Source organism: Shinella sp. JR1-6 (assembly GCF_004284735.1).
In the GTDB taxonomy this organism is placed as follows: domain Bacteria; phylum Pseudomonadota; class Alphaproteobacteria; order Rhizobiales; family Rhizobiaceae; genus Shinella.
This window is the reverse complement of record NZ_SHMI01000025.1, coordinates 53,592-66,142: the sequence shown is the minus strand read 5'-3', so window position 1 is coordinate 66,142 and position 12,551 is coordinate 53,592. Positions and strand designations below refer to the sequence as shown.

Below are 12,551 nucleotides of genomic sequence, written 5' to 3'. Positions count from 1 at the left end.
ATCGGCGTAAGCAACCAAATCCTACGTCATTTCAACGGTTTGAACCATATCCGCCAACCCCTCGTGAATTATTCGGGCTAGGCGGCTGTGCATGAAAGACTTCTTCAAGTGGATACCTGAGAGCGGCTTGGAGCCGTGGTTTGAAACGGCTCCCTATCAACCCAGGCGCCTGGTGCCGGTTGCTTCTGAGGGGGCGTCCGCTTGTTGTTCCATGACGTTCGCAGCAGGAGAGGTGCTGAGCTCGTCGTTAGCCCACCGGTCACCGCCAAACGTTCTCCGACGAATCTGCCTTTCTCTTGGTTTTCGTTTTGGCGTCAGTGGAGGCACGACGGTAAGGCCGGCACTCCAGAGCAAAGTGCGTCACGGGCGATGCAGGGCAATATCTGATCTTATGAGTGCGCACTGCATTGAGCATCTTGTCTTCCTCAACCAGATGCTCATAGGTCTCCATGGTTGCATTTTCAGGACGGGCATCAAATTTCATGAATGACAAAACCCGCGATGCCTTAACCGGCATGTACTTCACGGTCGATGATCTCGACGGGACCTATGGTACCGGACAAGTCGTTCGGCTTGCCGCCGATGGCATTTATTTCGTACGCTTTGACGGCAACGAGGTGACCTTGCCCTTGGAACTCGCGTCTCTTGGCGAGATGCTGGAAACAACGGATGAGGGCTACAAACTCTGGCGGTTCTTCGACACAATCGATGAACGAGGAAAATGGATTGAGTGGCTGGACGCGCCGTCGAAGCCGAGAGTGGTTTCGCTTGTGAAGCCCGTTAAAGATTAAGCGGTGAGCCCATAGATGCGAATATCCGGGGCGAGCCGGCTTGTACGTAGCCCTTAAGTGGACACCTAGCCATCGGCGTTGCACAAAAACGCGGCCATCACGCCATGCTTGCCCTTCAATTTGCGGGCATCCGATACGTCATGCTGCCATGCTTCGCCTTGTACTTGCAGAAGGTTGCATCCGAGATGTCGTGCTTGCGGCATACATCGACCGTCTTCGCGCCCGCCTCCTGCTCCATCAATATCCCGATGATCTGTTCTTCCGCGAAGCGTGAACGCTTCATTCGTTCGTCTCCTCGTTGTGACGAACGGGGCTGCCACAATGCAGCGCTCACGGCCTGCGGAAGGTTGCAGCAACTCGATTTGCGAGGAGTGTCATTGGCATGCTGACGAAGCCGGCTGATTCGCTCGACGATGAAGACGAAACTGAGAACAAAAGTGTCCAAGAAAATCGGCTGAGAGATTTTCTCGGATGTTTAGGCCAATTTTATATAGGAAAAACAATGCAAAAAAATGCTTATGGTGCGCCCCAGCGGCGACACCCTGAACCAAATCTTTAGCGAATTAGCCGATTGGGAGCAAATTCTAAAAGATACGTCGCTGGGCCACCGCCCAGCGCCGCCCTCTTTGTGAGGTGCGGCCATGGACGATTTTCCGAAACTTGGCGGGAAGCGGCGCAAGAGCCGCCCCGAAGCGAAGAACTTCACCCTGCGGCTGACGGACGATGAAAAGCGCCTGCTGATCGAGCGGGCGGGCGATGTGCCGCTTGGCATCTATATCCGTAGCCTGATCCTCGGGGCGGATGTCCGGCAAAAGCGCCGCTCGGCCCCGCTCAAGGACGATACCGCGTTGGCGCGGGTGCTGGCCGTACTCGGCCAGTCCCGCCTGTCGAGCAATCTCAACCAGCTTGCCAAGGCGGTGCATATCGGTGCGCTGCCGGTCACGCCGGAGACGGAAAGCGAGATTGTCGCGGCCTGCGCCGCCGTGTCGGCGATGCGGCAAGATTTGCTCGCCGCCCTCGGCCTGCCGGAAGGCGGGCGCGCATGATCCTGAACGGCAACCAGCGCGGCGGGCATGGCGATCTTGCCCGCCACCTCATGAAGCCCGAAAACGAGCATGTGGAAATCCACGAGATACGGGGCTTCGTCTCTGAAACCGTCGCGGGCGCGTTCAAGGAAGCGCACGCGATTTCACGCGGTACCAAATGCACCCAGTTCCTCTATTCACTGTCCTTAAGTCCGCCAGCGGCGGAAAACGTGCCGATGAAGGTCTTCGAGGATGCGATTGACGCCGTAGAAAACAAGCTCGGTCTGTCAGGCCAGCCCCGCGTGGTCGTCTTCCACGAGAAACAGGGACGACGGCATGCGCATTGCGTTTGGTCGCGGATCGACGCGGACACGATGACGGCGGTGAAGCTGCCGCATACCAAGCTGAAACTGCGCGACGTATCCCGCCAGCTTTTTATCCGGCATGGCTGGCGGATGCCGGACGGTCTGGTGGACAGGTCGCTGCGCAACCCGCTGAACTTCGACCGTAAGGAATGGTTTCAGGCGAAGCGGACCAAACAGGACCCACGCGACATCAAGGGACTGTTTCAACAATGCTGGTCTGCCGCCGATTCCGGCAAGGCGTTCAAGCACGCCATGGAAGAACGCGGCTATTACCTCGCCCGTGGTGATCGCCGCGCCGTGGTCGCGCTCGATGTTCATGGCGAGATTTACGCCGTGGCGCGATGGGTGAACGTCAAGACCAAGGATGTGGTCGCCCGTATGGGCGATGTCTCCGCGCTTCCGTCCATGGAAGAGACGCAAGCCAAAATCGCCGGACTGGTACGCGAGAAGCTGACCGGCTTCATCGATTCCGCTGCGTCGGACTTTGCGCAGGCGGCGCAGGGTATCGAAGCCAAACGGCTTGCCATGGCCGAGCGTCATCGTGCAGACCGGCAGGCGCTACAGGGGGCACAGGATGACCGATGGACCAAGGAAGCGGTAGAGCGCGGCACCCGCTTCCGGCGTGGCCTTCGCGGCCTGTGGGATCGCCTGACGGGCCAAGCCGCCAAGCTGCGCGATCAGAACGAGCGGGAAACCACGCAGGCCGCCGAGCGGGACGCACGGGAAAAGCAAACCCTTATCGAGCGCCAGCTTGACGAGCGCCGCCGCTTGCAGCGGGAAATCGACCATACGCGGCGGCTGCACACGAAGGATATGGCTCTACTGTATCGCCAGACATCGGCCTGAAACTGGCGCAGGATGATGAAAGACAGCGCCAGAAGCTTAGGCAGAGGACGGGGCTGCGCCTGTAGGGTTATCTCCCTGCTTTGCGCCAACCGGCGGCTCTGGCGTCCTCTTCCGAGCAAAACCACTGCTCGCCGTATTGCGGGGAGATTTTGGTGGCGAGATAATCCTGCTGGCCCGAAACATGATAAATTCGCTCGCCGGAATTGATCGAGATATTGCCCTTGATGTTGCAGGCTGGATCGTACCAGTGGCGCGGCATGAGGGCGTAGCCACCGGTTGCGATGAAGGTGACAGCGGATGCGGCAGCGACGAGTAGCGTGAAATTGCTCATGCCAGCCTTATACCGCTAGTGATTTTCGGGTTTATTTCTCCTGCCTTTAAAGTTGTATATATTCAGAGCTGGTACATAGCTTTGAACGCCTTGGTCAAAGGCATTCCGGCAGCTTTCTGAACAAAGGCAGATCGTGGTGAAGCAAAAATACAAGCGAAACCATTGGGTTCCGCAATCATATTTACGTAGCTTCGCCGCAGATGCTGCGCGAGAAAAAATATGGCGACTAGGGAAAACGGGCCGTGAGGCCAAATCAGTCGGCTATCCGGAACTGAAACCCATCGAAAAGGTGGCTGTAAAATTCTATCTCTACGCCGACACAAAAAACGGCGAACGCGATTACAGCCTTGAGAACAAATTGTCCGACCTTGAGCAGTTGTTCGGAAATCCCTTCTGGAAGAAAATCTCCGAGGACTATGTCGACTTGCAGGACGAAAGCGTCCGTAAAGGCGTCTCGCTTCTTGCCGCCGTCATGTTCCTGCGCAATCCGGCGATGTTGGAAAAAACGAAAGACCTGCACGAAAAGATGCGGTCAGACTTCTTAAATGGAGACGAGTTGCCGGATGTAGTGGAAATTGGCGGTAAAAATACGAGGTGGATAAGGCATCGTGGCCTGCCTACCGGGACGCGACCGAAGATGACGTGAAGCGAATCTGGTTCAAATCGCTGAACGAAGCGGGTTGGCTGGCGGAGATATTCTTACAGATGCGGTGGGCGGTGGTCGCGTCCGAGAAGCCCGTTTTCATCACTTCCGATCATCCCGTCATGACCATTCATCCGAGCATGAAATTTCAGGGATTCAGGAACCCCGAAACCAGTGTTCGATTTCCTCTTAGTCCGACGCGAGTGCTGCATCTCGACAATCGCCATAACGAACCGGATGCAGAATATTATGGTTTTCGTGGAAACGGGGGGAGCCAAAACCTGACCACATGGAGCAATTCTAACGAATACACGTTCTCCCACCGCGATCCGATTGAGGTTCTAGAGGAAATGGAAGAAGACTCCGCCCACTTTATATGAGCGGAGTCTTGCATCCTCAATCATAACATTATTCGACCGCTGACCCTATAGAATAAAGTCTGTCGCTTTCAGCGTCAGACTTGCGTCGATGAGGACTGAAAAATCCGCTTTTTTGTCGCCGTTCACGTCAGCGAATACGATGGTATCGCCGCCCTTCTTGATGTAGCGCAATTCTCCAGCATCACCTGAAAAAGCCTTCGTTCCGATAAACTCAAAGGTTTGGTTTCCTTTGGTCGCCGTATCCGCATCGATGGCTTTCAGATCGATCTTGTCGCCCTGCTTGCTGGAAAAATCCTTGATCGTGTCACGCCCCGACGATGCGACCGCGGAGTCCTTGATCGATTTGAATATGAAGACGTCCTTGCCCGCTCCGCCGTGGAGTTCGTCACGGCCCGCGCCGCCGTAGAGCTTGTCGTTTCCAGCACCGCCTTTCAGAACGTCATTTCCGCCTTGGCCGGAAATCTGGTCGTGCCCTGCGCCACCATCATAGGTGTTCTTGCCGTTCGTCCCCAGAATGCGGTCGTTTTCCGTGACGGACGGCTTCATAATCCGATCGAGGGGGATTTTTTCGTCGGGGCCGAAAAACCCGAACGTGAGCGGTTTCTCACTGGTAATAGAATTTACGAAGGAATTGTACTTTCCGGCGGTGGAGAGGGTCGGAATGGTGTTTCCCGATACCTGCATAGTGAACTGCTGATCGCCGAGATCGATGACAAGGATGTTCGCCACACCTTTCGTCCCGTTTCCATCCCGCCACGAGATTTGCGTTATATCTGCGTCGAGCTTTTTCGGAGAGTAGACCTTGCCATCTATGCGTAGCTCGATGGCGGGGCTGGTAATCGTAATACCCTCTTTTCCATCGGTGCGCTTATAGCTGAAAACCGCATCCTTGCTGCTGGCCACCACGTCAAGCTTCGTTGATTTCAGCTTCGTGGCATCGTCATTCGAGTTGTGGGTTGAAAGGTAGCCCTTGTAAGAAAAAGTCGTCATATCTTTCTCCGGTATTCACAGCGAACGCATAGGCGACAGTCTGCCGACAGAATCTTGGTCAAGCCCGTTGATCGTCCTCGACAATAGGTTGTTATTCTGTCGGCAGAATATGGGCATTACCGGTTGCGGCAATAGTAAATGTGCCGCCACGCCATAACTTTTCGTGAGGCGCTACTCTCGTTGCCTAAAAATCTATCGCAATGAGCATTCAGGTCTTTGCAACCGTTGCCAGCGGCAGGAAGAGTTGCAGCGGCTTCGAGGCGAACGCCACAAACCCGAAATGCCGATAGAAGGCGGCGGCGGGTTCGTCTTTCGCGTCCACGGCAAGGGCGAATACGCCCATCTCGGCGCGCAGAGCGCGATTGGCCGCATCCCACAGCATAGCCGCGCCAAGCCGCTTCCCCTGAAAGTCCTTGTCGATTGCCAACCTGCCGACGCGGGCAACGGGAATGACGGGATAGCGCGGCAAGCGCTTCGCTACGTCGTCCGGCATATCCTTGAGCGCCATATCGCCCGCCGACAAGGTGTAGTAACCGGCGATCTTCTCCGAGTCCGGTTCATGGGCGACGTAGCACATGGCGGCACGGCGCTTGATGTCCTGCCCCGCCTGTTCTTTCAGGTAGCGGTCGAGCGCATACACGCCGCAAGAAAATTCCTTGCGGTCGTGCTTCGCTTCCAGCGCCCCTATGATGAAACGCGTTGTCACGGGGCGGGCTGGATCAAGTCGCTGTACGCCTGTCTTGCGCGCTTGAGGGCGTCCGCCGGTTCCGGCGGATTGAGCAGCATATCGACAAAGCGCTGCTGGTCTTCGACCGACAGGCGGATGATATGATTATCCTCAATCGTACGGCGGGCGGCTTCCTGCGCTGCCGAGACGATGAAATCGCTCAAGCTGCGGCCTTCCATTTCGGCGGCGCGCTTGACGATGGCAAGCGCTTCGGGCGCAATTCGCGCCTCAAGCCTTGCTGTACGGGGTGTTTCCTGTGCCATAGCCTTTATCTCCTACGTTCATTGTACGTGAAATTACCGTACAATAGCAAGAAAAATGATCTGTTCCCTGTTCGATGCGGGCCGCAGGCCGCGAGAACCCGCCCGAAGGGCGGAACGATGTTCCCCGTCCCGATGGCCTCCGGCTATCACGGAAGCGGGCAAATTGCATAAGCGGATGCGTTGCAATAGGCGGTTTTCCGGCCTGCCGGAAAATGCCCCAACGGGGCAAGCCGGTTGCCTGCGCCGTGATACCGCTGTGATGAGCGGATGGGGGATTATTTGTACTGCGCGCACATGGGGCCGACCTTGCGATAGGTCTTGAGGCCGACCATGAAGAGGGGCTGGCTTAGAAAGCTGCGCTGATCGACAATGGCCTGCGCCTGGCAGGCGCAGAAGGCGGAACTGTCTCCGCAATGCTTGATGATGTCGTTGTACTGTTCGTCGGTCGTATAGATGAAGGACATGACGAGGCACAGGCCGAGCCATACGCCTATCAGGGTGAACACCCACCCGAATTTTTCGTATCCATTGGCGGCGTTGCCGGACATGGGCGCTCCGTTGCAAAGCATGAAGGATGCCCGCCGATTTTCACAATCGGCGGGAGAGGATCGGCTTACGAGTGTTTCGAGGTTTGCGCGGCGTCCTGCTCGTAGAGGGTTTGCCAATCGCGCGCGCCAATCAGGCCGCCGATGAGGTAGCAGGCCGGATAACCGACTGCGCAAAGCAACGCGCCGAAGCGGTTGCGGCGGGCGGTGTCGCCGTAGAGGTAGGCGATATGATCGGCGCGGGCCTGTGCAAGGATGCGCCAGAAGGCCGTCGCCCGTTTCGAGCGGCGCATATGGCGGACGACGGCAATCGCCCATGCATGATAGCCGCGATAGTGGCGCTCGGTGAGATGTTCGCGAGCATAGTCCGCGCCCAGCGCGTAATCCGCACGGCTCATCAGCCCCTGCCGATGCAACTCCGTGCAGATGACTTTGTGGCTGTCGTTGTTCTGCGCGTTCTTCTGCGCCAGTTCCCTTTCCCTTTTCTCCTGCTCCTGCTTCTCTTTTTCTAGCCGCAAATGCCGCTCAAGATGCGATTCCTTCTGTGCCTGCGCGATGTCGTATTCCCGTTTTCCGAACATGCCGCCCATGGTGCCATCGTTGTATCCGGTGTGTTTCCCTTGTTCATAAGAATTACCCCACATGGCGTTCTCCTTTGCGTGGCGGGTGGGTTCGACTGCGAAGACTGGCGGCGAATATGCCGCGATGCGCTGTTATGAATGCGATGGCGGATTACCTGCCGTAGGCGGGAGCCGACGCGCGGGATGCAAGTGTTACCGGCTCCATGTCGTCCGGAATATCCAGTGTCTCGGCGGCTGGCCCCGCGTCGGCGCTGGCGTCCGGCTTCTGTGTGGATTCCATGTCGGGGATTTGAGCGCGTACCGCGTCCGGCATATCGGCCTTGAGTTCGTCGCGCAGGTCATCGAACTCCTTGCGCGTCATTTCACCGGAGTCGAGACGCTCGCGGGCCGCGTCCAACTTGTCCTGATATGCGATGATCTCGGCTCGCTCGCTTTCGAGCGCGTCAACACGGCCCCGTGCGGCACTGAACGTTTCCCATCGCGGGGAGCGGCCATCAATGTCCTCGGCGCGGATGACTTCTTCGGCAAGTTCTTTGCCGTATTCATCGAACACCCGCGTTCCATCTTCGGTTTTGAAGACGCGACGACCATCCGGCATCACATGCGCTTTAAGCAGGAGCTTTTCGACTTGCTCCCGCGCCTCTAAAAGCTCGATTTCATTTTGCTGGAGAGCGGCAACCGTGCCTGTACCGTATAGATCAAGCTCGAAGCGCAGTTCGTTCGCATCCGATGCGCTGATAACCGCCAAAGCAAAATCCAGCACTTCGCCCGCATCGTCGGTAAGGTCTTCCTTCCGGTCGCGGCGAAGACGTTCTTCTTCCTGCTGGCGGGCAAAGTGTTTGAGATAAGCAGCGGTGTTGGCGCTGTTCCTGAACGCCTGCCCCAATCCCCGCCCGCGACGAGAAGCTGCGTCATTCGCCGCACTCCTTCTTAATCATCGCAGCGATGATAATCGGCGGGATCAGATTTTCGTGCGCACCAAACTGCGCCTTCACCTTCTCGAAGGCAGCCGCATCGTTGGCGAAGAACCAGCCGTAGATGCACGACATTCCCTGTTCGTCTTTTTGGCCGCTGGAAAGGCTGTCCTTTCTGAAACGTGCGTAGGCCATGCCGTCCACGATCCCGTAGACGTAGGAGAAGAGTTCCTTGCCTTTCATCTCCTTGAGAACGACGCCCGCCGTCATGGCGGTGTCGGCGTTTGCGGGTGCGGCAATTCCAATAGACAGCAGAAAGGCAGCGGTTGCCGCCGCTTTGGCATCCCGCGAAAACGACCGTTTATGTTGGAATTTGAAAAGTCGATCTTTCCTATGAGACAATAATGCAGGAATTAAGGAAAATCAAAATGTTGGCTGGAAAGGTAAATTTGCAAACGGCGCATAATGCTATTCAACAAAAACGGTCGTTTATGTCAATCTAAATCGAGGATGAATCTATTGCCTAACGCGTTGATTCACATGCGAAATGATTGAAAAACTGAATGAATACAATGGCAGGCGGATCGGCTACTTACGCTGTTCACGCCCGACCAGTCCCTTGACCGCCAGATAGACGCTCTGCGGCCCCATTGCGATGAACTGCATCCGGAGTCCGGTAGCGCGGTTGCCCGAAAACGGCCCGTATTTGAGAGGGTTATCAATGACTTGCGAGAGGGGGACGTCATGGTTGTGCTTGATGTTGATCGGGCCTTTCGCTCTCCCATCGACGCGCTGCTCACCGAGGAAATGCTAAGTAAGCGCGGCGTCTTCCTACATATTATCAATGCGGCCATCGACACCTCGACAGCGGAAGGCGAATTCATATTCACGATCCTGACAGCACAAGCGCGGCTGGAGCGGAGGCACATATCCCGCCGCACGAAGGAAGGACTGGCGGCAACCCGCCAGCGCGGGACGCGGCTGGGCCGCCCGCCGAAGCTGACCGAGGACCAGTTGTCGGAAGTGCGGCAAAAGCTGGAAGCGGCCACCATCGGGGCCGTGGCGGCAGAGTACAAGGTCAATCCATGGACGCTGACGCGCTCGCTGCGCCGAGCGGGCGATATGGCGGCACCATGGCGCAATAACGAATTTTAGCCGTGAATTTCAAAGGAGGAAACATGTTGGAAAAAGACGGATTACTGAACGATCTACTGTCAGGACAAACGATCAGGGGGATTTCGTGCCGAACCGGTAGCGCGGAGTTTCAATGTGACGATGGGCGATCCCTCACCCTCTACGCTTTGCCGGACGTATATTTTCAGCCGGACGATGTATCGGAACGGCTGGCCGATGCTCCGCTGCCGCAAAAGTTGCGGGCGCTGATCGGCCAGCGGATCATGTCGGTGCGGGCGGACGGGATGGGGGACTATTGCATGAGGCTCGGGGACTTTGCCGGTCTGCGCTTCGGCAAAGGGCGCTCCTTCACCGGAGAGACGGGCGCGGTTACGAACGAAGGGCAGAGCGTCTTGCGGTTTTGATGGTGATGCACCGGCCAGACGGTGCGAGTGGTTGATCGGCGATACGATCAGATGGTGCGGGGCAGGCTCTATGCCTGATCCGCGCCACGGCTGGGGGGATGCAACGGGGGCGCGCAGCGGCCCCCTTGCCAAGGGGGCTTTCGCATGGCGAAAGCACACCTTGCACACTCCCCAAAGGGGAGCGGTGCGGCGCATGTGGGGGTTCAATGTGGAGCATGAAAAAACACCAGCGGAACGGGCCGCCGGTGTTCTGGGGTTTGAGTGGTTGGCTCAATATTCTGATGCCAGCATGACGGTCAGGACGCGGCGAGTAACGGTCGGGTCTGCTGGATTCTCGCTGCCATACCGGTAATCGGTGTCGTAGTAGTCGATCTTCCAGAAGACGCGGCCCGCCTCGGGGGCGGTAACGGTTCCGAAGTCGTGTTCACCGTAGGGATCGTTGTCCGGCGTGAAGGCGTCGAACGTCCGCACGGCGGCGAGGATGGAAATCTGCGCCAGTGGTGACAAGGCTGCGATACCGCGTGTGATGAAGACTTTGCCGTCGATTTCCGGTGTCCCGAATTGCGGGATATGGACCATAGATCGGAAGCAGTCGTTCTGTCCGGCGATGATATGGAATGTATCCAACGGCGCATCGGGTTTGTTTTTCGTGGTCATGTCGAGTTCTCCTTTGTTCAAGGGCTGAACCATTCAGCCGATGGGCCGGAGAAATCAGACCGGATGGAGGGTGCCGGTCATGGTCAACACGGGAGCCGCGTCTACGCAGCGAATGGAGCGGGCGGGCCATTGACCGGTGCGCGCCGGTCTGACCTCACGCCCATACGGTCGGCGGGATGGTCAGCGCCGGAAAAAAACCGAGGGATCGAGCCAAAGCAAAACTTTCAGTAAACCTAGGAAAGCTCCCTCGAAAAAGCTTATCCGCTTTGCCTACTTTATGGAGATGACGGTTCAGCCGTCGACGTATCTTCTTCAAAAGCCTTATCAATCGCTTCAAGCAGAACAGGGTGGTATCCTTTCCTGAAACTCTTTTCAGGGGGCAAGGACTTATGCAAGGTCGTCTTCATGTACTCTTTGTGTAAGGATACCTGATAGCGGATAGTGACATCCCATTCATCTGGCTCTACGCTGACCAATCCATCGAACGCCATGAGCATAATTGACAAATATGTATCGTATTTCTCGATTTGAGCCAAATTTGAAGAGTCGTATTTGCCGATAGACATTTCATGGTTTTGGAAAGATAGCTTTAGATATTCTAGATAATACAGCTTTGCACTAGACAAAACCTCCTTTTATCTCTCTGATTTTATCTCATTAATGAATCTCCTGTTTTCTTCTCGGTCTTCTCCTCTTTCTTTTCTTCCGGCTCGAAGTATCTCACAAATTGATAGAAATTTTGCTATAATTTATAGCAAAAATATTACTATATTTGCTACATCTAGACTTAGTTGTATTGGCCATCCAAATTAAATTATTGACATATTGCTCATTAATTGTTATAATTATTCTTACATGGAGGATATTATGGGGGACAATAGAGAGTTTTCTGCCGAAGGGTTCTTTCTCAGAGTTGGGACAATGCTTCCTGCTTTCGGGGCAGCTGTAGGCGGGAGCGTGACTTATGCTGCGACTGCATCACTGGGGCCATCTTTTTTAATGGCAACTGTTTTTAGCGCTGGTCCAGCGCTCGCTGTTGCAAGCGCTTATGGTGCAGTCAAGGCTATCGAATATTATGTGGATAAGGAAGATAGGGAAATTAAAGCTAAAAATCTCCCTTCTCGAAAATTCCAATGAAAAGTTCTCTATAAAATGTTTTATACATAATTGAAATTCATTTTTATTATTAAGTATTAAAGTTATGTAAATTTGTAATTATAAATAATAATTACAAATTAATAAAAAGAAATTTATCTTTTCTCTCATGCGTGAATTATTACTAAATATAGTGGAGTACTAGATTTTAATCCTATTTTTCTCGTAAATTTCGTAAATTTCCGCGCTTCTCAGCGTCGTTAAACTTCACAGAGTTCCGCTCCAGCCACAGCGCCCGCTGATCCAATTGCTCGACGGCCAGTTTCAGCCCCGCCAGTTTTCCCTGCGCCGTTGGCGCATCCTTCGCGCCCACCGGCCCGAACGTGCGAATAAACGCCATCAGGCATTCCAGCATCATGCGCTGCACCAGTTCCGGCCCGCGTTCCTTCATCATGTCGTGATGATCGAAGCGCCAGTTGCTTTCGGCAAAATGATAATCCGGCTCGTCCATGCGACAATCCAGAGCGCCATGCTTCTTCGTCACGCGGTTGAGGTGATAGGCAAGGATCAGGTGTTCGATGTCCTCATAGCCTTCTTCTGCAAACCCGTTGCGCGGATCGCCGCCCTTGTACGGGTCGCGGAATAGCCGGTAATCGAAGAAGAACTTGCGCAGCTTGGCGTAAATGGCGGTGAACGAGTTGGCGCTCAGGTTCACATGCTTGGCCGCTTCCGCCGCCGAATGGTCGAGCACGAACTGCCAGAGCACCTTCTTGAACTGGTAATCGCTGATCTTGGCCGAGAAATAGAGCGGCTTCACCCTCTGCCGTGACTTTGCATTTGCTGCCTTCGCCATCCGCAAA

At 55.4% G+C, this 12,551-nt stretch carries 20 protein-coding genes and 1 pseudogene; 9 read left to right on the top strand and 12 right to left on the bottom strand.

Annotated features, from left to right (window positions below):
• Positions 1–482: 482 nt before the first annotated feature.
• Complete coding sequence (locus EXZ48_RS28130) at positions 483–791, top strand: hypothetical protein (protein WP_037408539.1); 309 nt, start codon at positions 483–485, stop codon at positions 789–791.
• A gap of 113 nt (positions 792–904) precedes the next feature.
• On the opposite strand, the pseudogene EXZ48_RS28125 reads toward EXZ48_RS28130, so the two are convergent.
• Positions 905–1,074: pseudogene (locus EXZ48_RS28125) on the bottom strand (transposase); the annotation flags it as partial.
• Positions 1,075–1,173: 99 nt separating this feature from the next.
• On the opposite strand from EXZ48_RS28125, the gene EXZ48_RS35060 reads away from it, so the two are divergent.
• The 3 genes from EXZ48_RS35060 to EXZ48_RS28110 all read left to right on the top strand — a co-directional run bounded on the left by EXZ48_RS35060 (position 1,174) and on the right by EXZ48_RS28110 (position 3,027).
• On the top strand, positions 1,174–1,350 hold the full coding sequence (locus EXZ48_RS35060; protein ID WP_165909449.1) for a hypothetical protein: 177 nt from the start codon (positions 1,174–1,176) through the stop codon (positions 1,348–1,350).
• An 82-nt stretch (positions 1,351–1,432) separates the two neighbouring features.
• Positions 1,433–1,837, top strand: coding sequence for a hypothetical protein (locus EXZ48_RS28115; RefSeq protein ID WP_130520066.1), 405 nt, complete (start codon positions 1,433–1,435; stop codon positions 1,835–1,837).
• Positions 1,834–3,027, top strand: a complete 1,194-nt coding sequence (locus EXZ48_RS28110; RefSeq protein ID WP_130520063.1) for a relaxase/mobilization nuclease domain-containing protein — start codon at positions 1,834–1,836, stop codon at positions 3,025–3,027. The genes EXZ48_RS28115 and EXZ48_RS28110 overlap by 4 nt, the downstream gene beginning before the upstream one ends.
• A 67-nt stretch (positions 3,028–3,094) precedes the next feature.
• Here the strand turns inward: EXZ48_RS28110 and EXZ48_RS28105 are convergent, their stop codons facing one another.
• A complete protein-coding gene (locus EXZ48_RS28105; RefSeq protein WP_130520061.1) occupies positions 3,095–3,358 on the bottom strand; it encodes a hypothetical protein in 264 nt (87 codons plus the stop codon).
• 136 nt (positions 3,359–3,494) lie between these two features.
• On the opposite strand from EXZ48_RS28105, the gene EXZ48_RS35830 reads away from it, so the two are divergent.
• On the top strand, positions 3,495–4,004 hold the full coding sequence (locus tag EXZ48_RS35830; RefSeq protein WP_165909448.1) for a DUF4238 domain-containing protein: 510 nt from the start codon (positions 3,495–3,497) through the stop codon (positions 4,002–4,004).
• A complete protein-coding gene (locus tag EXZ48_RS35825) occupies positions 4,001–4,381 on the top strand; it encodes a DUF4238 domain-containing protein (protein ID WP_130520057.1) in 381 nt (126 codons plus the stop codon). Before EXZ48_RS35830 ends, EXZ48_RS35825 begins: the two co-directional genes overlap by 4 nt.
• A gap of 45 nt (positions 4,382–4,426) precedes the next feature.
• On the opposite strand, the gene EXZ48_RS28090 is transcribed toward EXZ48_RS35825, so the two are convergent.
• The 7 genes from EXZ48_RS28090 to EXZ48_RS28060 all read right to left on the bottom strand — a co-directional run bounded on the left by EXZ48_RS28090 (position 4,427) and on the right by EXZ48_RS28060 (position 8,671).
• Entirely contained in the window at positions 4,427–5,371 is a 945-nt protein-coding gene (locus EXZ48_RS28090; RefSeq protein WP_130520055.1) for a M10 family metallopeptidase C-terminal domain-containing protein, read from the bottom strand.
• Positions 5,372–5,579: 208 nt separating this feature from the next.
• Complete coding sequence (locus tag EXZ48_RS28085) at positions 5,580–6,077, bottom strand: GNAT family N-acetyltransferase (protein WP_130520053.1); 498 nt, start codon at positions 6,075–6,077, stop codon at positions 5,580–5,582.
• On the bottom strand, positions 6,074–6,361 hold the full coding sequence (locus EXZ48_RS28080) for a DUF1778 domain-containing protein (protein WP_130520052.1): 288 nt from the start codon (positions 6,359–6,361) through the stop codon (positions 6,074–6,076). The genes EXZ48_RS28085 and EXZ48_RS28080 overlap by 4 nt, the downstream gene beginning before the upstream one ends.
• Before the next feature lie 275 nt (positions 6,362–6,636).
• Positions 6,637–6,909 carry a hypothetical protein gene (locus EXZ48_RS28075; RefSeq protein ID WP_130520050.1) on the bottom strand — a complete coding sequence of 91 codons (273 nt, stop codon included), beginning with the start codon at positions 6,907–6,909 and terminating at the stop codon, positions 6,637–6,639.
• Positions 6,910–6,974: 65 nt separating this feature from the next.
• On the bottom strand, positions 6,975–7,550 hold the full coding sequence (locus EXZ48_RS28070) for a hypothetical protein (protein WP_130520048.1): 576 nt from the start codon (positions 7,548–7,550) through the stop codon (positions 6,975–6,977).
• A gap of 88 nt (positions 7,551–7,638) precedes the next feature.
• The gene (locus EXZ48_RS28065; protein WP_130520046.1) at positions 7,639–8,373 is read right to left on the bottom strand and encodes a hypothetical protein; all 735 of its coding nucleotides are present in this window, start codon (positions 8,371–8,373) and stop codon (positions 7,639–7,641) included.
• A 25-nt stretch (positions 8,374–8,398) separates the two neighbouring features.
• Positions 8,399–8,671, bottom strand: coding sequence for a hypothetical protein (locus tag EXZ48_RS28060; protein WP_130520044.1), 273 nt, complete (start codon positions 8,669–8,671; stop codon positions 8,399–8,401).
• A 297-nt stretch (positions 8,672–8,968) separates the two neighbouring features.
• Between EXZ48_RS28060 and EXZ48_RS28055 the strand changes: the two genes are divergently transcribed.
• Entirely contained in the window at positions 8,969–9,556 is a 588-nt protein-coding gene (locus EXZ48_RS28055; RefSeq protein WP_130520042.1) for a recombinase family protein, read from the top strand.
• 23 nt (positions 9,557–9,579) lie between these two features.
• A complete protein-coding gene (locus tag EXZ48_RS28050) occupies positions 9,580–9,939 on the top strand; it encodes a hypothetical protein (RefSeq protein WP_130520040.1) in 360 nt (119 codons plus the stop codon).
• A gap of 270 nt (positions 9,940–10,209) precedes the next feature.
• On the opposite strand, the gene EXZ48_RS28045 is transcribed toward EXZ48_RS28050, so the two are convergent.
• A complete protein-coding gene (locus tag EXZ48_RS28045; protein WP_245462379.1) occupies positions 10,210–10,596 on the bottom strand; it encodes a DUF3768 domain-containing protein in 387 nt (128 codons plus the stop codon).
• Positions 10,597–10,871: 275 nt separating this feature from the next.
• Positions 10,872–11,162, bottom strand: coding sequence for a hypothetical protein (locus tag EXZ48_RS28040; protein ID WP_130520038.1), 291 nt, complete (start codon positions 11,160–11,162; stop codon positions 10,872–10,874).
• Between the two features lie 301 nt (positions 11,163–11,463).
• On the opposite strand from EXZ48_RS28040, the gene EXZ48_RS28035 reads away from it, so the two are divergent.
• The gene (locus EXZ48_RS28035) at positions 11,464–11,733 is read left to right on the top strand and encodes a hypothetical protein (protein ID WP_130520036.1); all 270 of its coding nucleotides are present in this window, start codon (positions 11,464–11,466) and stop codon (positions 11,731–11,733) included.
• A 172-nt stretch (positions 11,734–11,905) separates the two neighbouring features.
• Here EXZ48_RS28035 and EXZ48_RS28030 read toward each other — a convergent pair whose 3' ends face one another.
• Positions 11,906–12,544 carry a hypothetical protein gene (locus tag EXZ48_RS28030; RefSeq protein WP_130520034.1) on the bottom strand — a complete coding sequence of 213 codons (639 nt, stop codon included), beginning with the start codon at positions 12,542–12,544 and terminating at the stop codon, positions 11,906–11,908.
• Positions 12,545–12,551 lie beyond the last annotated feature (7 nt).

Bases quoted from the DNA above. Each gene is read 5' to 3' on its own strand.
- EXZ48_RS28030 (WP_130520034.1), bottom strand. From the start codon at position 12,544: ATGGCGAAGGCAGCAAATGCAAAGTCACGGCAGAGGGTGAAGCCGCTC.
- EXZ48_RS28080 (WP_130520052.1), bottom strand. From the start codon at position 6,361: ATGGCACAGGAAACACCCCGTACAGCAAGGCTTGAGGCGCGAATTGCG.
- EXZ48_RS28045 (WP_245462379.1), bottom strand. From the start codon at position 10,596: ATGACCACGAAAAACAAACCCGATGCGCCGTTGGATACATTCCATATC.
- EXZ48_RS28050 (WP_130520040.1), top strand. From the start codon at position 9,580: ATGTTGGAAAAAGACGGATTACTGAACGATCTACTGTCAGGACAAACG.
- EXZ48_RS28075 (WP_130520050.1), bottom strand. From the start codon at position 6,909: ATGTCCGGCAACGCCGCCAATGGATACGAAAAATTCGGGTGGGTGTTC.
- EXZ48_RS28105 (WP_130520061.1), bottom strand. From the start codon at position 3,358: ATGAGCAATTTCACGCTACTCGTCGCTGCCGCATCCGCTGTCACCTTC.
- EXZ48_RS28040 (WP_130520038.1), bottom strand. From the start codon at position 11,162: ATGTCTATCGGCAAATACGACTCTTCAAATTTGGCTCAAATCGAGAAA.
- EXZ48_RS28115 (WP_130520066.1), top strand. From the start codon at position 1,433: ATGGACGATTTTCCGAAACTTGGCGGGAAGCGGCGCAAGAGCCGCCCC.
- EXZ48_RS28130 (WP_037408539.1), top strand. From the start codon at position 483: ATGAATGACAAAACCCGCGATGCCTTAACCGGCATGTACTTCACGGTC.
- EXZ48_RS28070 (WP_130520048.1), bottom strand. From the start codon at position 7,550: ATGTGGGGTAATTCTTATGAACAAGGGAAACACACCGGATACAACGAT.
- EXZ48_RS28060 (WP_130520044.1), bottom strand. From the start codon at position 8,671: ATGACGGCGGGCGTCGTTCTCAAGGAGATGAAAGGCAAGGAACTCTTC.
- EXZ48_RS35060 (WP_165909449.1), top strand. From the start codon at position 1,174: ATGCTGACGAAGCCGGCTGATTCGCTCGACGATGAAGACGAAACTGAG.
- EXZ48_RS28035 (WP_130520036.1), top strand. From the start codon at position 11,464: ATGGGGGACAATAGAGAGTTTTCTGCCGAAGGGTTCTTTCTCAGAGTT.
- EXZ48_RS28090 (WP_130520055.1), bottom strand. From the start codon at position 5,371: ATGACGACTTTTTCTTACAAGGGCTACCTTTCAACCCACAACTCGAAT.
- EXZ48_RS28110 (WP_130520063.1), top strand. From the start codon at position 1,834: ATGATCCTGAACGGCAACCAGCGCGGCGGGCATGGCGATCTTGCCCGC.